Genomic DNA, 19,436 nt, shown 5'->3' with positions numbered 1-19,436 from the left:
GCCTGGGCATGGAGCGCGTCCCAGAGCATGATCCGGAAAAGTGGTGAGAGCAAACTCCTCTACCGTGTAGACGCGGCCCTCCGCGATGATGGTCACAAAGGCCATGCCGCCCTCCAGTAGATCGTTCGCGGCCTGCATGGCCTCCCCCCGCGTATGCTTGATGACCTTCAGGATGCCCTCCGCACTGCGGGGCTTGCCTTGGACGATGAATATCTCTTCAGAACCGCTCGAATTGGCGCCACAAAACGATTCGATTTTATGGGCGTGAAAGCGGCCCAGGCAATCGGAAGATTGCCAGCGTACCGGTCGACTTGGGACACGCCGACGTCAGGCAGGCTAACATTTGTCGTGGAAGGACCTGAGGGGATGGGTATGGCGGGCAACGCTTGGCGCGGGCCCGCATCGGAGATCACTGCTTCAAATCGTCATCGAAGGCGGCGTCGTTCAAAAGCGTCCCGCAAAATTGCCGTCACCTTGCGATCCAGCACTTCAAGGCGGCTGCGAAGCTCCACCTGCTCATCCGATATGACACGTTTGACTGTGACTTCAACGATAACAGACAACACGTAACAGACGAATGCCGCAGCCAGAATCGAGGAGACCAGCGGTCGAAAGTCAGGAGCCACGTTCCAAACAACAAGACCTGAGACGGCGGCTGCCATCCAGGTAACGGCCTTCAAAAATGCTTTCATTATAGTGCTCCCGCAGAAGCCCGTGCCGTCCACTTCCAATTGCCCTGCCTCCAAGAGGGCGATGGGCGGCACACCAACAATCGATTTTCAGGGCACGCAGTTCCCGCAACTAAAGCAGCGTTCCGCCGGAACAATTTGGCCAAGGGCCAACCGAAACGACTGCGGTAGCAGCCGTGCACGCAAGACCATTTCTGGATGCGTTGTTCTGCAGGCCGGCAGTTCCTCGCTTCGAATACGTTGCGAAAACCCTTCAAGGGCGTGGGCGGAAAGACGGGATCAGGCGCTGCGGCGCCAAAGCCATTTCTTGCGCTCCGGGCTTTCGGCACATCGCGTCATTTGCGATGAGGGTGCAGATCGGGAACAAGTGGCAATCAGGCCGCGTTTATGGATGAAGGCAGCCGGGCTTTTCCCGACCGTACCTGGAAGGACGCTTTTGCGATGGCAGACAAGCGCGCTTTGAAATTGATTGGCATCATGTTTGCCGCTTTGACCTTGATGGTTATCTCGACGGCGGCTGTCGTGGTGGCTGGTGACGCCGCCAGCAGCATCAATGGCGAATATCTCAAATTGGTGGACCTTCGTGACTAGTTCGCGGGAATGGCGGATGCAGTGTGCGAGCGCGATGGTCATTATCGCATTCGCTACGAGTATGTGGGTAGCCGGGCAACGCTTCATTCAACACGGGGCCAGCAAGCAGCAGGTGCCTATTTCGGTCCAGAACTCAGCATTGCCTTGCGCCGATCTCGCTATGGTTGGTGATGATCGAATAGGGGTTACACGTCAGAAGGTTACTTCTTGTCGACGAACGTGAATCTCACGTGCAGCAACCTCGATGATCCCGCGCGCGGCCTTTTCCGGGTCAGCGCGTAGGATGGGTGGAGCGCAGCGATACCCATCATCTACTTCCATTCGACAAGGAAGATGGGTTTCGCTTCGCTCCGCCCATCCTACGAACCGCAATCTCACTTATTCCCAGCGGATCGCCATCTCACTCGTCGGACCCCATCCGAGGCTCTCGTAAAGCGGCCTCCCCTGCCGGGTCGAATGAAGGATCGCATAGCAAACACCCAGTTCGCGGGCCCTCGCCTCGGCCAACACCATCAGCCGCCTGGCCAGTCCCTTGCGGCGGTGCTCCGGCTCAACAAAGACGTTGAGGATGTACGCGCGGCGGTGGTCGGCCGAATGGCTGGGATGCGGCGGCCAGTCGATGACCATCATGCCGAGGCCCGCGATCACGCCGCCTGCTTCCTCGAGCATCCAGCCAAAATAGCTGCCGTCCTCCAGTCGCGGTGCAAGCCATTGCTCGAAGGCCGCAGTCATCGGCCGCAAGGCTTCGCGCGTGCGGCCGGACTCGGCGAACATTCGCTCGCGGTGCTCGCAAATCAGTTTAAGATCGTGCGGTGCGACGGGTCTTGCGGTGATGGCCATGAGGCGCAGTCCCCAGTAGCGTGCAGGATGGGTGGAGCGCAGCGATACCCGTCGCCCCTCCGCGCACGGGATTGATGGGTTTCACTTTCGTTCTACCCATCGGCCGATCACGCCCTACAAGTGGGGTGCGTCCGGATGAAGATCGGTAGTTAGCGCGCCGAAGCCAGGATCGCCTTGGCCTTCTCCAAGGCAACTTCGGCGGCGCCATGCTTGCCGGCGTAGTGCAATTTTGCACCTTCCTGACGGAGTCTCGTCACTTGCGCGCGCTGCGCAGGCGTAAGCTTGGCCGTCTGGATAGTCGCGTCAATGGTCTGCATGTCGCGTTCGTGTTTGCTCTGAGCTTCTGCGATACCCGGCAATGCCAGTAGAAGCGCACCGATCAATGCTGCAAACCTCATTTCGCCCTCCCTTAAATGATACTGTTCAAAAGTTCTTTGTGCTTCTATCGCGCTTCATTCAGCCACTGGCATTTGCTGTGTCTCGGCTGCGTTCGGTGCGCTGCCTCCGATTGTTGTGAACCTTGGTGAGTCTTCCAATCGCAACTCTCAATTCGGACGTCGTCGCCAGCGCGGCGCCTGGCATCACGATTCCCAAATCTGCATTTTTTTGAAATTCCCCGTCCCGCCGTCATCCAAGCGCAACCGACGGTGGAGAGCAAGCCCGTAGGCATACGGGCGCCCCCGAAGGGGATGGATGTCAGCGCAAGCGGATAGATACCGGCGAAGTGCTTCCGGTGACATCCTCTCCATCACCGGAGATGCGCCAAGCAGCTACTCCGAAGCACGCCGTGAGCATCAAAGCCACCACGAGCAGAAGCATGCAAGAAAACTGGCTCACACCTTGGCCCCCGCAAACCAGGCTGAAATTTCGGGTAAGCGAGCACGATCCACCGAGTCGAAAAATGCAGTCGGGCTGACCTAAAGCGTTTTTGCGGTGGATTATGATTGAGCGCGAGCAAGTCCTGCAGGGCAATGCGCGAAGGGACGAATTTCCTCAACCCAATCAACGTGATTTGCCCCGTCCAGTCCTCGCCGCAAAAATATACTTCTTCTCGTCGCCCCCAAATCAGTCCTACAAGTCGGCCCGTTCCGGCCCGCCAAGAGGGGCGTATCGCGATCGTCACGGACGTTGGGCAGGGAATGCGGTGGACGCGGCAGCGCCCGCTGCGCTGAACGGATTGCAGGGCGGGCTTTGGCCTGTGAGCGATCGGCGGCGCGGCAGACGAGCGGCACTGACGCGTACGGCAAAACCGTGTGGTCCTGGCGCCCGTGGCTGGCGTCAAGTCGGCGGAGGTGTTGCGAAGCCCGACCGGGCGCGCACGCCGTCAATTCGCTGATGACGGAGGCAAAAGGAATTCGTCTCCGGGGAGAGCGCGGCATAAGCCGTAAAACCATTGCGCAGGGAATGCCGGAGTGCTCCGGCTGTACCTGTATGCTCGTGTGCGCCTCTACTACCATCCTTGCACACGAGACCGCGGGTGCAGCAAGCACCCGGCATTCCCTGCGCCCTCTTGTTTGGGCGAAACGGTTGGAAAAGCCCGGGCGAGATGCGTCGCGGGAATGCTGAGGTGTGTGTGGTGTAATACGAAGGCGCCATACCCTCCACCGTCATCGTCCGCGGAGGCGGACGATCCAGTATTCCAGAGGCAGCAGTGATTGAGCCGGATGGCCGCGGCGTACTGGATACCCGTCTGCGCGGGGTATGACGGGTTGGGTGCGAGGCGAGTGTTCGGATACGGCAAGAGATTTCGGGTTCGATGCGTCGCATCGCCCCGAATGACGGGCCAAAACCACCCCCGTTAACCCTTTGCTAACCATACACCCGGCAAGAATTGCCGAGTGAAGTCGAGTGTCGTCGGCCGCGTAGAACGGGAGGAACCCCGTGGACGCCAGTGCGGTACCTCACTTTCGAAACGGTGGCACTCCAGCCGCCGCGCAGACGTTTGGCGCCCGGCGCCATACGCGGGGGGAAGCGGCTACCATGGTCGATGTCACGGCGGGTCAGGGCTCGGCAGGGCCGAGCGGCGGATTTCCGAGCCTCAGCGAAATCGGTGAAATCCTCAAGCGCGGCGATCTGGCGCTGGCGTTCGGCGTCCTCGTCATCCTGGTGGTGCTGATCCTGCCGCTGCCCGCGATCGTGCTGGATCTGTTTCTGGCGATCTCGATCACGGTGTCGATCCTGATCCTGATGACGTCGCTGTTCATCCAGGCGCCCTTGGAATTCTCGGCATTTCCGACCGTGCTGCTGATCTCAACCATGCTGCGGCTGTCGCTGAACATGGCCTCGACCCGGCTGATCCTGTCGCACGGCCACGAGGGCACGGCCGCGGCCGGCCACGTCATCGAGGCGTTCGGCAATTTCGTGATGAGCGGTAATTTCGTCATCGGAATTATCGTGTTCGCGATTCTCGTGATCGTGAACTTCGTCGTCATCACCAAGGGTTCGGGCCGCATCGCCGAAGTCGCCGCCCGCTTCCAATTGGACTCGATGCCCGGCAAGCAGATGGCGATCGATGCCGATCTTTCCGCCGGCCTGATCGACGAGGCCACCGCCAAGGCACGCCGCAAGGCGCTGGAGGACGAAAGCGGCTTCTTCGGCGCCATGGACGGCGCCTCGAAGTTCGTCCGCGGCGACGCCATCGCAGGCCTTCTGATCGTCTTCATCAACGTCATCGGCGGCATCATCATCGGCGTCGCCCAGCAGGGCATGAGCTTTGCCGACGCCGCCCGCACCTACACCGTGCTGACCGTCGGCGACGGCCTGGTGACGCAGGTGCCGGCGCTGATCGTCTCCACCGCGGCGGGCCTCCTGGTCTCGAAGGCCGGCATCACCGGTTCGGCCGACAAGGCGATGATGAAGCAGCTCTCGGGTTATCCGCAGGCGCTCGGCATGTCGGCCGGCGTGATGCTGGTGCTGGCGCTGTTGCCGGGCATTCCGATGCTGCCGTTCCTGGCGCTCGGCGGCGGCGCCGCGGCGCTGGCCTGGAAGGCGCGGAAACGCAACGGCGCCGCCAGGGACGCGGAAGCAGCCGCAGCGGCAGCGCCCGAACTGGCGGCCGCAGCCGCCCAGGCCGCAGCCGAAGAGCCGATCTCCACCGCGCTCAAGATCGACGACCTCAAGATCGAACTCGGCTACGCGCTGCTGCCGCTGGTCAACGGCCCCGACGGCACCGACCGCCTGACCGAGCAGATCAAGGCGCTGCGCCGGTCGCTCGCGATCGAAATGGGCTTTGTGATGCCGGCGGTGCGCATCCTCGACAACGTCCAGCTCGAGGCCAACACCTACGTCATCAAGATCAAGGAAGTGGACGCCGGCTCGGGCAAGATCTGGCCGAACCAGTTCATGGTCATGGACCCCGCCGGCAACCAGGTCGGCGTGCCCGGCATTCACACCGTGGAGCCGACGTTCGGACTGCCGGCGACCTGGGTCGACGCTGCGCTGAAGGAAGAAGCATCGCTGAAGGGCTACACGGTGGTCGATGCCGCGACCGTGCTGTCGACGCACCTGACCGAGCTGCTCAAGAACAACATGAGCGACTTGCTGTCCTATGGCGAGGTGCAGAAGCTGTTGAAGGACCTGCCGAAGGAACAGGGCGAACTGGTCAAGGACATCGTGCCGAGCCAGGTCACAGTATCGGGCATCCAGCGCGTGCTGCAATTGCTGCTGGCCGAGCGGATCTCGATCCGCGATCTCTCCACCATTCTCGAAGGCATCGCCGATGCGCTGGCCTTCTCGCGCAACCCCGCCGCCATGGTCGAACACGTCCGCGCCCGGCTGGCGCGGCAGATTTGCGCGCAGAACACCACCTACAACGGCTACCTGCCGCTGATCGCGCTGTCGGCGCGCTGGGAGCAGGCGTTTGCGGAATCGATCGTGGGCAGCGGCGAGGACCGCAGCCTCGCCATGCAGCCCTCAAAACTTTCGGAGTTCATGACCTCGGTCCGCAACGCCTTCGAGCAGGCCGCCCGCGAAGGCGAAGCGCCGGTGCTGGTCACATCGGCTGCGATCCGCCCGTTCGTGCGCTCGCTGGTCGAGCGCTTCCGCTCGCAGACCACCGTGCTGTCGCAGGCCGAAATCCATCCGCGCGCGCGGCTGAAGACGGTGGGCAGCGTGTAGGATTCGCCTCGAAAACTGCGATTGAAGTTGCGTGTCATCCGCAGAAAGAATTGTTGCTGGAATAGTTCAAGGCTGCGCGCGATTGACTTGCCGTCGAACTGTCGCGGCGTTACATGACGCGGCATGTTGGCTTCGCCGCGCGCATCTGAACGTTCACCTGATCTTCCCTGGCCGCTTCCGCTGCTTCGCTTCCTGCCTCTGCTCCTGCAACCTATTCTCACTCTCATCGGCACCCAGGTTGCGAAAGCCCAGCCCGATGTGTTCGCGCGCCTCGGTCCGCACGCGCAAAAATCCTTCGTCATCGATCCGACCGATCTTCCGTTTGTGCTGGTGCTGAAACCAAGACCCGAGGCTCCCGCGCTCAGCGCCTGGCGTCGCGGCAACGCGCCGCATTCGCATGCGCGGATCGCCGGCTCGTTCCTGAACCTGTTCGACCTGATCGACGGCGCGCTCGACGGCGACGCGCTGTTTTTCTCGCGCAAGCTGCGCGTCACCGGCGACACCGAAGCCGTGGTCGCGCTGCGCAACGCGCTCGACGACGTCGATGGCGGGGTCGTGGAAAGCATCACCAGGGCCTTCGGTCCGCTGTCCGGCGTTGCCTCGGCGACGGTTTCGCATTTGCGCACCCTCGGCGGGAGAGGAAAGAACCATGAATGACCACGCCGCCCCTCGCCGTCCCGAACTCGTCTGCCCGGCCGGTACGCCGGCGAGCCTCCGCACCGCGGTCGATGCCGGCGCAGACGCGGTCTATTGCGGCCTTCAGAACGCTACCAATGCACGGAATTTTCCCGGCCTGAATTTCACGCCGGACGAATTGCGAAGATCGGTCGACTACGCCCATACACGGCGAGCCAAGGTCCTGCTGGCCGTCAATACCTTCCCCCCGGCAGGCCAGTTCCAGCTCTGGAAGGACGCCATCGGGATTGCCGCCTCGGTCGGGGCCGATGCGATCATCGTCGCCGACATCGGGGTCGCCTGCTATGCCGCCCGCGAATATCCGCAGTTGCGGCTGCATTTGTCGGTGCAGGCCGGTGCATCGTCGCCGGAAGCGATCCGCTTCTATTGCGAGGAGTTCGACGTCAGGCGCGTGGTGCTGCCGCGGATCCTCACCGTCGCCGAGATTGCCGACATCCACCGCCAGATCCCTTGCGAGATCGAGGCGTTCGTCTTCGGCAATATCGGCATGATGGCGGAGGGCCGCTGCAGCCTGACCAATTACGTCACCGGCGTCTCGACCAACATGGACGGGGTGTGTTCGCCCGCGGCCGCGGTCCGCTATGACGAGGAAGCCGACGGCACGCTGACGACCCGTCTCGGCTCGTTCGTCATCGATCGATATGGCTGCGGCGAAAACGGCGGCTATCCGACCATCTGCAAGGGGCGGTATTCCTGCGCCGCGCAGCCCGAACCCTATTACGCCTTCGAAGAGCCGCGCTCGCTGAATCTGTCGGCGCTGCTGCCCGATCTGATGCGCGCCGGAGTCACCGCCCTGAAGATCGAAGGCCGCCAGCGCAGCCGCGCCTACGTCAAATCGGTCGTTGCGGCGTTTCGCCGGGCCGTCGACGATATTATGGCGGGCAGGCAGGCCGCGCTGACCGACCTGATCGCGCTGACCGAGGGCCACAAGGAGACCCAGGGCGCCTTTCAGAGCAAGAGCTGGAGATGAAAGAGATGCGCGGCGCGGGAAACGAACTGACGCTGGGGCCGAACCTGTTCAACTGGGCACCCGAAACCTGGCGCGACTTCTACTTCCGGATCGCCGACGAGGCGCCGCTGGCTGTCGTCTATCTCGGCGAGACCATCTGCTCCAAGCGCGTGCCGCTGTTTCGCGATCACTATGCGGCGGTTACCGAGCGGCTGCGCGCGGCTGGCAAGACCGTGGTGCATTCGACGCTGGGCGAAACGGCTTCGCGGGTCGACCGCCGTCTGGTGAGCGACGTCTGCGGCGTGACGGACGATCTGGTCGAGGCCAATGATTCATCGGCCACATTCCACTTGCGCGGACGGCCGCACTGCATCGGCCCGCTGATGAACGTCTACAATGAGGAAACCTTGCGCTTCCTCGCAGGCAAGGGCGCGCAGAACATCTGCCTGCCGATCGAGCTGCCGTTTACCTCGATCGGCGTGCTCTGCGCAGCTGCGCGGACAGAGAACGTGACCATCGAGGTTCAGGTCTTTGGCCGCCAGTCGCTTGCGCTCTCGGCGCGGTGCTATCACGCCCGCGCGCACGGCCGCACCAAGGATACCTGCCTGTTCGTCTGCGAGAACGACCCCGACGGCCTGGTGCTTTCGACGCTCGAGCGAAAGCCGTTCCTCGTCGCCAACGGCGTGCAGACCCTGTCCTACGAGTATCTGAACCTGGCGCAGGAAATCCCCGCCCTGAAAGCGGCCGGCGTTTCCCGTTACCGCCTCTCGCCGCATAGCTGCGACATGGTGCAGGTCGCGACCATCTTCCGCGGCGTGCTGGTTGGCGTCCTGAGCGCGGAAGAGACGCTGGCCAGTCTTCAGGAAATGCCGCTCGATGCACCGTTCTCGAACGGCTTTCATCACGGCCGGCCCGGCTACGGCTGGACGGCGCCAACCGGCGCGGTGTCTCACTAGATGAGCAAATCAGCCCCGATTGACAACCGGGCTTTTCGGCCACACGCAAATGGTTTGTCGAATTCACCCGATCGAAGGCTTTTTGCGAGAGTCTGCGCATCCATCCCATTAAGATATTGTAATAATACATTGTTTTGCAGATTCTTGCCTTTTCGCCGTCGTTCCAATCGCGACCGTTCAAGTCTTTTCACCGCCTTGTGATCTCCTATTGGGAACTATTCCCCGGATTCCCACGTTTCCTGACGCGAGACGTTGAACCGCCCTGCGAATGGCATCGACGAATTTGCAAGGCGGAAGGCGGCAGGAGACTTCCATGAACCATTCGATCTACAGCGCAGATCGCACGACCCATCTCAAGATCGTGGTCGTGGCTTTGGTTGCGGGAATCGTGGTCGCCGGATTCAGCATCTCCGCGCGCAGCACCTCGGATGAAGGTCTGACCCAGACCGCGAGCACGCGCGTGATGAAGGCCGGCAAGCCGGTCGTGATTACGAGCTCAGGCAACTCAGTCGTACGCTAAAGGAGAATTCACGGAATTCACGCGGCTCTTTACAGCCCCCCAAAGTCGCCACGTGGATATTTAAGACCCCAACTACCCCCAAGTTGACTGCGAAAACGCCCGCTCCCCACGGGCGTTTTCTTTTTGCGGGGTGATGCAGCGATCGCCGTTGCGCCCACCGATCGGCCTCCGGACACACCCAGCGCACGAGCGCTAGCGCGTAGCCGGCACCGTCTCGATCAGCTTACCGGTATAGATCGGCGCCGAGTGCGGCTTGCCGTCGGGCGAGCCACCGGCTTGTTCGACCGTCACCGCATAGAGCGCGGAATTGATCGTGCCGGCGTCGTAGTCGGCAAGCACCGGACGCGCGGTGAAATCGCTGCCGCCGATCACGCCGAGCGAACGCGGTTGCGGCAGCCTGTCGGAGATCAGCCAGAGCTCAAAACTCTTGCCGGGCTCGGCATCAGCCCCGACCTTGCGGACGGTGAAATTTTTGGTGGCGGCGTCGACCGTCAGGATGAAGGCGGGCGAGCCACCGTCACGCTGCAGCAGGGCGACATATTGCGCCGAGGGCACAGGCGATGGCACCGGCGTCTTGACCTCGACCGTCTGGATGCGCGGCTTCGGCCGCAGCGCGTCCGGCAACAGCTCCGGCCGATAGACCTGCACGGCCAGCATCCCGACCAGGGCCGCGGCAAGCGCGGTGGCGACCGAGGCGACATTGCGCCAGCGCTTCGCCCGGGCGGCCGACAACTGAATGACGTTGGAATTATCAGTGGCGGGCGGCGCTGCTGCCGGCGTCGGTTCGACGGCTGGCGTCGCCTCGGCCACTACAGGTTCGGCCGGAGCTTCGGCCGGCGGCGGCGGCGCCTCGGGCAGCACCAGCGGCGCCCGTTGCTCGGTGGAATGTCCAATCGCGGCCTTGATGCTCTCCCACACGATCGGTCGCGGCTCGATGGAGCCGACCATCTGGTTCAGCACGCCGAGCCGGTATTCCCAGGCGTGCACGATCGCGGTGAATTCGGTATCGACGGCCATCATGGTCTCGACCTGCGCGCGCTCGTCGGCATCGAGGGTGCCGAGTGCGTATTCCGCGGCGAGCGCGATATGGTCTTCGCTATAGGCCATCATCTAACGTCCAGACATCAAAGCCCGAGACACTCCCTTATGTCCATCATGCTGCGGCGCAGCCACGTCTTCACCGTGTTCACCGGCGTCTCGAACTTGGCGGCGAGCTGCTCGCGGCTCCAGCCGTTGTAATAGGCCAGGAGCACCAGCTTCTGCCGATCCGGCTCGAGACGGCCGACGCATTCCAGCAACCGCTTCAACTCTTCCGTCATCTCGCGCCGCGCCAGCGGATCGGGTGAATCGGCCGCGACTTCCATCGCGGTCGGCTCCTCCTCGATCGAGATTTCGCCCTTCTTGCGCACCACGTCGATCGCCCGGTTGCGCGCGATCGAGGCCATCCATGTAATCGGCGAAGCGAGCGCCGGATTGAACTGTCCGGCGCTGTTCCAGATCTTGACGTAAGCCTCCTGAATGACCTCCTCCGCGAGGTCCTGACGGCGCAAGATACGGAGCACGACGCCGAAGAGTTTCGCGCGCGTGGCGGCGTAAAGGCGCTCAAAAGCGGCCTCATCCCCCTTCGCCACCGCGGCAATCAGCCAGACCAGCTCCGCTGGCGTCAGCATTCAGCGTCCCCCAAAATCTCGATCCTCCATCGCGTTCCTACGCCGGAGCCGTCGAGAAGTTTCGTAGCATACCCTGCGTCAAAGGGGCCACCAAGTCGGCCGATTCCGGCAGATTGGACAAGAAAAACCCGGACCTTGCGGCCCGGGTTTTGATCGTGCAACCGATGAGTGTGCGAAGCGTCAGGCGACGCCAAGCCGGGCGCGCATCAGGCCGATGGAGTCCATGTCGGCCTGCTCCCGGGCGCTCTCCTCGGCGCGCTCGCGCGCCTGGTCGCGCTCGTCGAGCAGTTCGACCTTCTTCAACTCCTCGAACGCTTCGCTCAACAGGCTCTTGGCGTCCTCGAGTTGGATGCGCAGTTCGTCGGCGGAACGGGTCAGGTTCTCCCGGCGCTGGATCGCGGCCTTGGCGTAGGTCGGGTAGGCGAAATGGGAGGGATCGTTGATCCCGGCCCGCTCCTGCTCGGTCTGGATTTCGCGCTCGAGATCGACCGACATGCGCTGGAAGTCGGCGATCATGCCTTCGATCTGGGTAACCCTTCGGCGCTTCTCGTCGACCTGAAATTTCTTCAGGCGGATCAGCGTTTCTCGTGACTTCATCGACTCATACTCCCCAGAAGTCCCAATCTGAACGCGGGACGGAGCCGGCTCCCCGGAGGGCCCCACCGGCTTCATTAATCATGTGCCGCGGATGATGGCCTGACAAAGTTAGCGTTCCGTTTCCAAATTGGTGAGGATATGCGCCAATTGGCGGTAGCCGTCATCCAGGCTCGATTTTTCGTCCTTGGCCTGGCGCAGGAAGGCTTCCAGCGGCTCGTGCAGCCGGATCGCCTCGTCGACTTCGGGGCTCGAACCCGCCCGGTAGGCCCCGAGCCGGATCAGTTCCTCCATGTCGGCGTAGGTCGCCATCACCTGGCGGCCCCGCATGATCACCGGCAGATAGTCGGGATTGGCCGATCTCGGCATGGTGCGGGAGACCGACTTGAGGATGTTGATCGCGGGAAACCGCCCGCGCTCTGCAATCGAGCGTTGCATCACGACGTGGCCGTCCAGAATGCCGCGGACCGCGTCGGCGATGGGCTCGTTATGGTCGTCGCCGTCGACCAGCACCGTGAAAATGCCGGTGATGGTGCCGACGCCGGTGCCCGGCCCCGCCCGCTCGAGCAGTTTCGGCAATTCGGTGAACACGGTGGGCGTATAGCCCTTGGCCGTGGGCGGCTCGCCGGCCGACAACCCGATCTCGCGTTGCGCCATCGCAAAGCGCGTGACCGAATCCATCAGGCACAGCACATCCTTGTCCTCATCGCGGAAATACTCCGCGATCGCCAGCGTCAGATAAGCCGCCTGCCGCCGCATCAAAGCGGGCTCATCCGATGTCGCCACCACCACGACCGAGCGCGCAAGACCCTCGTCGCCGAGATCCTCCTGCAGAAATTCCTGCACCTCGCGGCCACGTTCGCCGATCAGCCCGATGACGGTGATATCGGCATCGACGTTGCGCGCCAGCATCGACAGCAGCACCGATTTACCGACGCCGGAGCCGGCGAAGATGCCGAGCCGCTGGCCGCGGCAGCAGGTCAGGAACGTGTTGAGCGCTCGCACCCCGAGATCGAGCGGCGCCCCGACGCGCTTGCGCGAATGCGCTGGCGGCGGCGAATTGCGGTAGGGCATCGGCGACGGCCCCTGCACCAGCGGCCCCTTTCCGTCGATCGGTTCCCCCATGGCGTTGATGACGCGGCCGAGCCAGGCCGGTGACGGCCGCACCTGGCTGGCCGCCGTGGCAATGACCGCGCGGCAACCGCGCCGGACACCGTCGAGCCCGCCGAATGGCATCACGACAGCATTGCTGCCGGAAAAACCGATCACCTCGGCCGAGATGGAGCGGTTCCCGCCGGTATCGATGACGATCCTCGCGCCGACCGACATCGCATGAATGGGCCCCGCGATCTCGACCATCAGCCCGCGCACGCCCACAACACGGCCATATATATTGACGCCGTCGATATCGCCGATCTGCTCCGCGAGCGCCTTCATTGCGAAAACCTTAAGTTTCCGCGTTTTAACCGGGGGCGCTTAACCTCGTGTTTACCCGCATCATTAATCATTGCGTCACTGTCTTTGGTGACTGAGAGCGCTCGCCCGTCAGAAGAAGGACGAATCGCGAGAGTCGGTTAGGCCCGTCTCTTAACTTGGAGCTTGAGCAGGCACGGTAGGGAAAAGCTGCTTCGACGCAACATCTTAGGGCGATTCGATAAAAATTGCACTTAAAGACCTTGCGAACCGGAATCAGGATTTGTTAACCATGTGTCTGTCAGGATCCGAATCAGTTGTTCAAAGGCGTTTTGAGTGCCGCAAGTGCGGCCGACCTGACGCCCGGAGCGGCGACTAAAGGGGACTGGCATGCGCGTTTTGCTGATTGAAGATGACAGCGCTGTCGCGCAGTCGATCGAGTTGATGCTCAAATCCGAGAGTTTCAACGTCTATACGACGGACCTCGGGGAAGAAGGCGTCGACCTCGGTAAGCTCTACGATTACGACATTATCCTTCTCGACCTTAACCTGCCCGACATGTCCGGCTACGACGTGCTCAAGCAGCTCCGGGTTTCGAAGATCAAGACCCCCATTCTGATCCTCTCCGGCCTCGCCGGCATCGAGGATAAGGTTAAGGGCCTCGGCGTCGGCGCCGATGACTACATGACCAAGCCTTTCCACAAGGACGAACTGGTCGCCCGCATCCATGCGATCGTGCGCCGTTCCAAGGGTCACGCCCAGTCGGTCATCCAGACCGGCGATCTCGTCGTCAACCTCGACACCAAGACGGTCGAAGTCGGCGGCCAGCGCGTGCACCTGACGGGCAAGGAATACCAGATGCTGGAGCTGCTCTCGCTCCGCAAGGGAACTACCCTCACCAAGGAAATGTTCCTCAACCATCTCTATGGCGGCATGGACGAGCCCGAGCTGAAGATCATCGACGTCTTCATCTGCAAGCTGCGCAAGAAGCTGGCTAACGCCTCCGAAGGCCGCAACTTCATCGAAACCGTGTGGGGCCGCGGCTACGTGCTGCGCGAGCCGCACGAGCACGAAGAGCGCATCCCCGCCTGATCAGGGTTTTACGGCGAGCCGAAAGGCTCACTCCTCCCGACTGGACCCCGCCGCAAATGGCGGGGTTTTTGTTTGGGCACAGTTTTTATTGGGATTGAACCCGCCGCTCCTGTACGCCGACTGACAGATCGTGCGAACCTTCGGACCGCACGAGTTGGGGCGAGTTCATGATCCTTCAATCGCTCGCCGGGTTGCCGGCGTTCCTGGTCTATTTCTGCACGGCGATCGTTGCCGTGGTTGCCTATCTTTTCGTCTATACCCGCGTCACCGCGCACAACGAGTTCGACCTGATCCGCGCCAACGAGCCGGCAGCCGCAATTGCGCTGGGCCTGAGCCTGCTTGGCTTCGTGCTGCCGCTGGTCAGCGCCATCGCCCATTCCGCCAACGTCTGGGATTGCCTGATCTGGGCCGCGATCGCGCTGATCGTGCAGATCATCGTCTATTTCCTCGTCAAGGTTCCGGTGCCGAAATTATCGGAGCGGATCGCTTCCGGTGAACTCGCCGCCGCGATCTGGCTCGGACTGTCCTCGCTCTCCGCCGGCGCCCTCAACGCCGCCTGCATGATCTACTGACCATGGCCGACAAATCAGACAAGGACTTCGGCAAGCGCAAACCGGTCTCGGTGCCGGCATCGCCGCGGCCCAGTCCGCCGGCGAAACGTTCGGGCCACGTTGCGCTGCTGCTGATGGGTACGTTTGCGGTCGGCGGCGCCGCCTACACGCTGATGCCGAGCCGCAGTTGCGAGCCATCGCCGAATGCGGCCTCCTCGTCGTTCCAGCAAGACAATACCGAGTGCTCGTCGCGCAGCTCTTCGTCCAGCAGCCATGGCGGCTCCGGCGGCGGCTCGTCGCGCAGCAGCTACTACAGCAGCGATTCGTCCTCGAGCCATTCATCCTCGGGCACTTCCGATTCCGGCTCGCACAGCGCACAGCGCGGCGGCTTCGGCTCGTTCGGGCATGCTATCGGCTTTTCCGGCGGCTGAATTTCATGCAGCGCATCACCTGCCCCGAACGCGACGACTGGCGTGCCACCGCCGAAGGCGTCGGGTTCACTTTTCACACCATCGACGGCGAGCGCTATTGGGACGAACGGGCCTATTACGCGTTCACGCTGAACGAGATCGAACGGCGGATCGAGGGGCCCACCGGCGAGATCGATGCGATGTGCCTCGAACTGGTCGGCCGCGCGATCAACGACGAAAAATATCTGCGCCGGTTGAAAATACCGGAAGCCTTCTGGCCGCTGCTGTCCGAGAGCTGGCGCCGCCGCGATGCCAGCCTCTACGGCCGGCTCGACCTGAGCTACGACGGCTGGAGCCCGGCGAAATTGCTGGAGTACAACGCGGATACGCCGACCTCGATTTTCGAAGCGGCGGTCTTTCAGTGGACCTGGCTCGAACAGGCGATGGAGCGCAACATCATCCCGAAGCGGGCCGACCAGTTCAATTCAATCCATGAGCGCCTGATCGACGCCTGGAAGAAACATGGCGGCGCGAAGCATCTGCATCTCGCCGGGATGACTGATAATACCGAGGATGCCGGCACGCTGGCCTATCTGCAGGACACCGCGAGCCAGGCTGGATTGAAGACCACGCTGATGGATATCAAGGACGTCGGACTGGGCGGCGATGGCCGCTTCGTCGATCTCGACGATCGCGGAATTGAGCTCGCCTTCAAGCTCTACCCCTGGGAATGGATGTTTCACGACGCGTTCGGTGCGAAGCTCGCAAGCGCGCCGACACGCTGGATCGAGCCGCCCTGGAAAGCGATCCTTTCCAACAAGGGTATTCTACCGCTGCTATGGGAGATGTTTCCGAAGCACCCCAATTTGCTGCCGGCCTATTTCGAGGACGATCCGAAGGCGGCAATGCTCGGCTCCTCGTTCGTGCGCAAGCCGCTCTATTCGCGCGAAGGCGCCAACGTCGCGCTCGTCAGCGCCGGCACCACGCTGATGGAACAGCAAGGCCCGTACGGGGCGGAAGGATTCATCCGGCAGGCTTTCGCGCCGCTGCCGAGTTTCTCCGACCAATACCCGGTGCTTGGAAGCTGGCTGGTCGATCACACGCCATGCGGCCTGTCGATCCGCGAGGACGAGAACCCGATCACCGGCAACACGTCACGCTTCCTGCCGCACGCGATAGTGTAGCTGGCTTTGTTTAGAGGTCGAGGTGCTTGCCGAGAGTCCGGCCGATTGCTGCGGCCGCAAGCAGGCCAACATAGGCCGGAGCGCCGATCAGGATCATCGCGACGGGCAACATGCCCAAATCGCCACCGGCAGGACGGACAAGCATGATCCCGGCAAGAAATCCGCTAAGCAGCCCGAGCGGCTGCCATGAAATCCGGCCGTCGGACATCATCCCGCCGACGAGTTGCGCGAGCAACATGACGGGAACGCCGACGCGCCAGAACAAGGCGGTGTCCCATGCCTCGCGAATTCGAAACGGCGCGTGGGAGTTCATCAGCCATGGCCAAAGTGAAAATACCGTCCACACGGCAAAACCGAGGAACGCCAGCATCAGTCCGGGCAGCCAGGACGGACGAAGCGGCAGAGGGATCGGAGTCGTGGGCGGCATTTGGCAAATTCCCAGCGAACGGACAATGACAGTCAGTGCCTTATGAGAATCTTCTTATCCATGCGGCCTGCTATCGCGCAGAAGCAACGGCCCTCAACGTTTGCGGCACCAGGGTCGACGCCCCCACCCGTATCACCGGCGCGATGTTCGGACGATAAAGTCCGCGGCGCTCCGGGTAGGGCTTGAAGGTGTTGGTAATGCCGACGACGGATTCGGCCGCGCCCAGCGCCAGCACGCCGTCGGGCTCCATCATCCGGGAGAGCCGCTCGAAGATATTGGTCTTGGTATTCTGATCGAAATAGATCAGCACGTTGCGACAGAAGATGATGTCGAACACGCCGAGATGGGAGAAGTCCTGCAGCAAGTTGAGCTGACGATGCTGCACCATGCTGCGAATCTCGGAATTGATCTGCCAGAGTTCGCCGTTCTGGGAGAAATATTTCACCAGCAGCCCGATCGGCAATCCGCGCTGCACCTCGAACTGACTGAAGATTCCGGCCTTGGATTTTTCCAACACCGCCTGCGACAGATCGGTCGCAACGATCTCGGTGCGCCAGCCCGAGAGCAGGGAACCTGCTTCCTTCAGGCACATCGCGATCGAGTACGGCTCCTGCCCGGTGGAGGAAGCCGCGCACCAGATGCGTAAGGCGCGGCGGGCGGCGCGCGCCTGCACCATCGCAGGGATCACCGCCTCGCGCAAATGATCGAACGGAATCTTGTCGCGGAAGAAGAACGTCTCGTTGGTGGTCATCGCCTCGACCACCTCCGCCGTCAGCGCGTTGGCTCCGCCCTTCATCTTCTCGACGAGTTCGGAAATGCCCGGCAGGCTGGATTTGCGCGCCAGCGGCAGCAGCCGGCTTTCGACCAGATATTGCTTGTCGGCGGACAGATCGAGCCCGGAGCGCTCTTTCAGAAGCTTACGCAGATACTCATAGTCTGAAGGCGTCACGAACGATCTCCCGAAAACAGCCGAACCAGTTTTGGCGCGATCTGATTGAGCGGCAGAACCGCCGCGCAAATACCTGCATTGGCGGCCGCGCCCGGCATGCCCCACACCACGCTGGTCGCTTCGTCCTGTGCAATCACGCTGCCGCCGGCAGCGACGATGTCCTTGCCGCCGCGCATGCCGTCGGAGCCCATGCCGGTCAGAATCACCGACATGATGCCGCCCTGCCAGACGTCGATGGCGGAGTTGAACAGCGGGTCCACCGCGGGTTTGCAGAAATTCACCGGCGGTCCGTCGTCGAGCGCGATCGCAGTCTCGGCGCCATGGCGCACCACGCGCATGTGGCGGCCGCCCGGTGCAAGATAGATCCGGCCGGGCTTGACGATCTCGCCATCGACGGCTTCATGCGCCGGCCGGCGGCTCGCGCGCGCCAGATGCTCGGCGAGAATCGTGGTGAAGGTCGGCGGCATGTGCTGGGTGATCAGCACCGGAAAACGATCGATCACCGGGCCGATGTCGGCAACCAGCGTCATCAGGGCCTGCGGGCCACCGGTCGAGGAGCCGATCAGGAGCACCCGCGGCGCCAGCATGCTGAAGGGCTGGCGTGCCAGTTGCAGTTGCGCAACCGGTGCAGCGGCCGGCTGGGCCGATACTTCGCGTGCCCGCTCGGGGGCCGGCGCCATGGACGGGCTCGCAGCCGGCGACGCACGCCGGCGAGCCCTGGCGCCCAGATGACGAATCTTCTGAATCAGATCGTGGTGGAAGGTCTCGGCCGCGGTGGCCTCGCGCGTGCTCTCCGGCTTTGGAATGTAGTCGGAGGCGCCGAGCGAAAGAGCCTTGAAGCTGATCTCCGCATTGCGGCGGGTCAGCGTCGACGCCATGATGATGACGAGGTCGCGCTTTTTCGCCAGCAGTTGCGGCAGCGCCGAAATGCCGTCGAGCTCCGGCATTTCGATATCGAGCACGGCAACATCGGGCTTGATGCGTTCGATCTGGTTGACGGCGTCGAGGCCGGTACGCAAGGAGGCCGAGACCTCCATGTCCGGCTCGGCGCCGATCCAGCGCGAGATCATCCCACGGATCACCACGGAGTCGTCGACCACCATGACGCGCAGCTTGTCTTGCCGTGTCGAGATTGGCGGTGGGGATCTCGTTAACGCAACACTCATTACTTCACCCGACCCGACTCAAGCGGCACACTTACAAAACAACGCCGAAGGCCGTGGAGCCGCCGGGATCACACAGGCGAGATCAGAGCAGGCCGACTTCCTGGAACTTCGCGGTGACGATGTCCTTGTCGAACGGCTTCATGATGTACTCGTTGGCACCGGCGTGCAGCGCACGCGCAATGTGTGCGACATCGTTTTCGGTGGTGCAGAACACCACCTTCGGCGCGTCGCCGCCGGGCATGCGGCGCAGATTGCCGAGGAATTCGTAGCCGTCCATGACAGGCATGTTCCAGTCGAGCAGAACCGCTTCGGGCATGGCGCGCTTGCAGACTTCAAGCGCCTTTTGGCCGTCCTCGGCTTCGACGATCTGAAAGTCGAGACCTTCGAGGATGCGGCGTGCGACTTTTCGGATGACGCTCGAGTCATCGACGACCAGACATGTTTTCATTTTAGGTCTCCACTTGCACCAGATCCCAAGAGGGATGTTTCCATTCCAGGTTCGGTCTTCATGCCGCCATCAGGTCCGGCACGATTTCGAGAACACGATCGACGTCGAGGACGACCATGAGCTGGCCGTCGAGACGGTGAACGCCGCCGGCGAGCTTGGCCATGCGGGGGTCGAG

General features: G+C 62.5%; 21 protein-coding genes and 1 pseudogene. 10 read left to right on the top strand and 12 right to left on the bottom strand.

Going from position 1 to position 19,436, the window contains the following annotated elements:
- Window positions 1-425: 425 nt before the first annotated feature.
- Window positions 426-692, bottom strand: coding sequence for a hypothetical protein (locus tag JQ624_RS19955; RefSeq protein ID WP_212420622.1), 267 nt, complete (start codon window positions 690-692; stop codon window positions 426-428).
- A gap of 384 nt (window positions 693-1,076) precedes the next feature.
- Between JQ624_RS19955 and JQ624_RS19950 the strand changes: the two genes are divergently transcribed.
- A complete protein-coding gene (locus JQ624_RS19950) occupies window positions 1,077-1,280 on the top strand; it encodes a hypothetical protein (RefSeq protein ID WP_212420621.1) in 204 nt (67 codons plus the stop codon).
- Between the two features lie 378 nt (window positions 1,281-1,658).
- Here the strand turns inward: JQ624_RS19950 and JQ624_RS19945 are convergent, their stop codons facing one another.
- Entirely contained in the window at window positions 1,659-2,120 is a 462-nt protein-coding gene (locus tag JQ624_RS19945) for a GNAT family N-acetyltransferase (RefSeq protein ID WP_212420620.1), read from the bottom strand.
- A gap of 149 nt (window positions 2,121-2,269) precedes the next feature.
- Window positions 2,270-2,518, bottom strand: a complete 249-nt coding sequence (locus tag JQ624_RS19940; protein WP_212420619.1) for a hypothetical protein — start codon at window positions 2,516-2,518, stop codon at window positions 2,270-2,272.
- A 1,582-nt stretch (window positions 2,519-4,100) separates the two neighbouring features.
- Between JQ624_RS19940 and flhA the strand changes: the two genes are divergently transcribed.
- The 5 genes from flhA (at window position 4,101) to JQ624_RS19915 (ending at window position 9,357) form a co-directional block, all read left to right on the top strand.
- Entirely contained in the window at window positions 4,101-6,236 is a 2,136-nt protein-coding gene (flhA, locus tag JQ624_RS19935; RefSeq protein WP_212420618.1) for a flagellar biosynthesis protein FlhA, read from the top strand.
- Between the two features lie 123 nt (window positions 6,237-6,359).
- Window positions 6,360-6,893, top strand: coding sequence for an SCP2 domain-containing protein (locus tag JQ624_RS19930; RefSeq protein ID WP_212420617.1), 534 nt, complete (start codon window positions 6,360-6,362; stop codon window positions 6,891-6,893).
- Window positions 6,886-7,902, top strand: a complete 1,017-nt coding sequence (locus JQ624_RS19925) for a peptidase U32 family protein (protein ID WP_212420616.1) — start codon at window positions 6,886-6,888, stop codon at window positions 7,900-7,902. The genes JQ624_RS19930 and JQ624_RS19925 overlap by 8 nt, the downstream gene beginning before the upstream one ends.
- Window positions 7,899-8,837, top strand: coding sequence for a U32 family peptidase (locus JQ624_RS19920; protein WP_312014454.1), 939 nt, complete (start codon window positions 7,899-7,901; stop codon window positions 8,835-8,837). The genes JQ624_RS19925 and JQ624_RS19920 overlap by 4 nt, the downstream gene beginning before the upstream one ends.
- A gap of 313 nt (window positions 8,838-9,150) precedes the next feature.
- Window positions 9,151-9,357 carry a hypothetical protein gene (locus JQ624_RS19915; RefSeq protein WP_212420615.1) on the top strand — a complete coding sequence of 69 codons (207 nt, stop codon included), beginning with the start codon at window positions 9,151-9,153 and terminating at the stop codon, window positions 9,355-9,357.
- 192 nt (window positions 9,358-9,549) lie between these two features.
- Here JQ624_RS19915 and JQ624_RS19910 read toward each other — a convergent pair whose 3' ends face one another.
- The 4 genes from JQ624_RS19910 to fliI all read right to left on the bottom strand — a co-directional run bounded on the left by JQ624_RS19910 (window position 9,550) and on the right by fliI (window position 13,058).
- A complete protein-coding gene (locus tag JQ624_RS19910) occupies window positions 9,550-10,464 on the bottom strand; it encodes an anti-sigma factor domain-containing protein (RefSeq protein ID WP_212420614.1) in 915 nt (304 codons plus the stop codon).
- A 17-nt stretch (window positions 10,465-10,481) separates the two neighbouring features.
- Complete coding sequence (locus JQ624_RS19905) at window positions 10,482-11,027, bottom strand: sigma-70 family RNA polymerase sigma factor (RefSeq protein ID WP_212420613.1); 546 nt, start codon at window positions 11,025-11,027, stop codon at window positions 10,482-10,484.
- Window positions 11,028-11,207: 180 nt separating this feature from the next.
- Window positions 11,208-11,624: a flagellar export protein FliJ gene (gene fliJ / locus JQ624_RS19900; protein WP_057842912.1), complete on the bottom strand. Its 417-nt coding sequence runs from the start codon at window positions 11,622-11,624 to the stop codon at window positions 11,208-11,210.
- Between the two features lie 108 nt (window positions 11,625-11,732).
- Window positions 11,733-13,058: a flagellar protein export ATPase FliI gene (gene fliI / locus JQ624_RS19895; protein ID WP_212420612.1), complete on the bottom strand. Its 1,326-nt coding sequence runs from the start codon at window positions 13,056-13,058 to the stop codon at window positions 11,733-11,735.
- Between the two features lie 366 nt (window positions 13,059-13,424).
- Between fliI and ctrA the strand changes: the two genes are divergently transcribed.
- The 4 genes from ctrA to JQ624_RS19875 all read left to right on the top strand — a co-directional run bounded on the left by ctrA (window position 13,425) and on the right by JQ624_RS19875 (window position 16,271).
- Entirely contained in the window at window positions 13,425-14,126 is a 702-nt protein-coding gene (gene ctrA, locus JQ624_RS19890; protein WP_008138878.1) for a response regulator transcription factor CtrA, read from the top strand.
- Window positions 14,127-14,293: 167 nt separating this feature from the next.
- Window positions 14,294-14,698 (top strand): DUF350 domain-containing protein, encoded by a 405-nt coding sequence (locus tag JQ624_RS19885; RefSeq protein WP_212420611.1) that lies wholly within the window; start codon window positions 14,294-14,296, stop codon window positions 14,696-14,698.
- 2 nt (window positions 14,699-14,700) lie between these two features.
- Window positions 14,701-15,108, top strand: coding sequence for a hypothetical protein (locus JQ624_RS19880; protein ID WP_212420610.1), 408 nt, complete (start codon window positions 14,701-14,703; stop codon window positions 15,106-15,108).
- A gap of 5 nt (window positions 15,109-15,113) precedes the next feature.
- Window positions 15,114-16,271: a glutathionylspermidine synthase family protein gene (locus JQ624_RS19875; protein WP_212420609.1), complete on the top strand. Its 1,158-nt coding sequence runs from the start codon at window positions 15,114-15,116 to the stop codon at window positions 16,269-16,271.
- Window positions 16,272-16,281: 10 nt separating this feature from the next.
- On the opposite strand, the gene JQ624_RS19870 is transcribed toward JQ624_RS19875, so the two are convergent.
- The 5 genes and pseudogenes from JQ624_RS19870 to JQ624_RS38635 all read right to left on the bottom strand — a co-directional run.
- Window positions 16,282-16,698, bottom strand: coding sequence for a hypothetical protein (locus JQ624_RS19870; RefSeq protein WP_212420608.1), 417 nt, complete (start codon window positions 16,696-16,698; stop codon window positions 16,282-16,284).
- 70 nt (window positions 16,699-16,768) lie between these two features.
- Window positions 16,769-17,647: a protein-glutamate O-methyltransferase CheR gene (locus JQ624_RS19865; RefSeq protein WP_212420607.1), complete on the bottom strand. Its 879-nt coding sequence runs from the start codon at window positions 17,645-17,647 to the stop codon at window positions 16,769-16,771.
- The gene (locus JQ624_RS19860; RefSeq protein ID WP_212420606.1) at window positions 17,644-18,813 is read right to left on the bottom strand and encodes a chemotaxis response regulator protein-glutamate methylesterase; all 1,170 of its coding nucleotides are present in this window, start codon (window positions 18,811-18,813) and stop codon (window positions 17,644-17,646) included. The genes JQ624_RS19865 and JQ624_RS19860 overlap by 4 nt, the downstream gene beginning before the upstream one ends.
- Window positions 18,814-18,895: 82 nt before the next feature.
- Window positions 18,896-19,261 (bottom strand): PleD family two-component system response regulator, encoded by a 366-nt coding sequence (locus tag JQ624_RS19855; RefSeq protein ID WP_108517399.1) that lies wholly within the window; start codon window positions 19,259-19,261, stop codon window positions 18,896-18,898.
- A gap of 58 nt (window positions 19,262-19,319) precedes the next feature.
- Window positions 19,320-19,436, bottom strand: a pseudogene (locus JQ624_RS38635) (chemotaxis protein CheW); the annotation flags it as partial.

It is taken from the genome of Bradyrhizobium sp. AUGA SZCCT0283 (assembly GCF_018130385.1).
Lineage (GTDB): Bacteria > Pseudomonadota > Alphaproteobacteria > Rhizobiales > Xanthobacteraceae > Bradyrhizobium.
The sequence above is the reverse complement of the archived record's forward strand: the minus strand, read 5'-3'. Positions and strand labels throughout refer to the sequence as shown.

What these genes read in the sequence shown, in the direction of transcription:
- JQ624_RS19955 (WP_212420622.1), bottom strand. Translation starts at nt 692, where the DNA reads ATGAAAGCATTTTTGAAGGCCGTTACCTGGATGGCAGCCGCCGTCTCA.
- JQ624_RS19950 (WP_212420621.1), top strand. Translation starts at nt 1,077, where the DNA reads ATGGATGAAGGCAGCCGGGCTTTTCCCGACCGTACCTGGAAGGACGCT.
- JQ624_RS19945 (WP_212420620.1), bottom strand. Translation starts at nt 2,120, where the DNA reads ATGGCCATCACCGCAAGACCCGTCGCACCGCACGATCTTAAACTGATT.
- JQ624_RS19940 (WP_212420619.1), bottom strand. Translation starts at nt 2,518, where the DNA reads ATGAGGTTTGCAGCATTGATCGGTGCGCTTCTACTGGCATTGCCGGGT.
- flhA (WP_212420618.1), top strand. Translation starts at nt 4,101, where the DNA reads ATGGTCGATGTCACGGCGGGTCAGGGCTCGGCAGGGCCGAGCGGCGGA.
- JQ624_RS19930 (WP_212420617.1), top strand. Translation starts at nt 6,360, where the DNA reads ATGTTGGCTTCGCCGCGCGCATCTGAACGTTCACCTGATCTTCCCTGG.
- JQ624_RS19925 (WP_212420616.1), top strand. Translation starts at nt 6,886, where the DNA reads ATGAATGACCACGCCGCCCCTCGCCGTCCCGAACTCGTCTGCCCGGCC.
- JQ624_RS19920 (WP_312014454.1), top strand. Translation starts at nt 7,899, where the DNA reads ATGAAAGAGATGCGCGGCGCGGGAAACGAACTGACGCTGGGGCCGAAC.
- JQ624_RS19915 (WP_212420615.1), top strand. Translation starts at nt 9,151, where the DNA reads ATGAACCATTCGATCTACAGCGCAGATCGCACGACCCATCTCAAGATC.
- JQ624_RS19910 (WP_212420614.1), bottom strand. Translation starts at nt 10,464, where the DNA reads ATGGCCTATAGCGAAGACCATATCGCGCTCGCCGCGGAATACGCACTC.
- JQ624_RS19905 (WP_212420613.1), bottom strand. Translation starts at nt 11,027, where the DNA reads ATGCTGACGCCAGCGGAGCTGGTCTGGCTGATTGCCGCGGTGGCGAAG.
- fliJ (WP_057842912.1), bottom strand. Translation starts at nt 11,624, where the DNA reads ATGAAGTCACGAGAAACGCTGATCCGCCTGAAGAAATTTCAGGTCGAC.
- fliI (WP_212420612.1), bottom strand. Translation starts at nt 13,058, where the DNA reads ATGAAGGCGCTCGCGGAGCAGATCGGCGATATCGACGGCGTCAATATA.
- ctrA (WP_008138878.1), top strand. Translation starts at nt 13,425, where the DNA reads ATGCGCGTTTTGCTGATTGAAGATGACAGCGCTGTCGCGCAGTCGATC.
- JQ624_RS19885 (WP_212420611.1), top strand. Translation starts at nt 14,294, where the DNA reads ATGATCCTTCAATCGCTCGCCGGGTTGCCGGCGTTCCTGGTCTATTTC.
- JQ624_RS19880 (WP_212420610.1), top strand. Translation starts at nt 14,701, where the DNA reads ATGGCCGACAAATCAGACAAGGACTTCGGCAAGCGCAAACCGGTCTCG.
- JQ624_RS19875 (WP_212420609.1), top strand. Translation starts at nt 15,114, where the DNA reads ATGCAGCGCATCACCTGCCCCGAACGCGACGACTGGCGTGCCACCGCC.
- JQ624_RS19870 (WP_212420608.1), bottom strand. Translation starts at nt 16,698, where the DNA reads ATGCCGCCCACGACTCCGATCCCTCTGCCGCTTCGTCCGTCCTGGCTG.
- JQ624_RS19860 (WP_212420606.1), bottom strand. Translation starts at nt 18,813, where the DNA reads ATGAGTGTTGCGTTAACGAGATCCCCACCGCCAATCTCGACACGGCAA.
- JQ624_RS19855 (WP_108517399.1), bottom strand. Translation starts at nt 19,261, where the DNA reads ATGAAAACATGTCTGGTCGTCGATGACTCGAGCGTCATCCGAAAAGTC.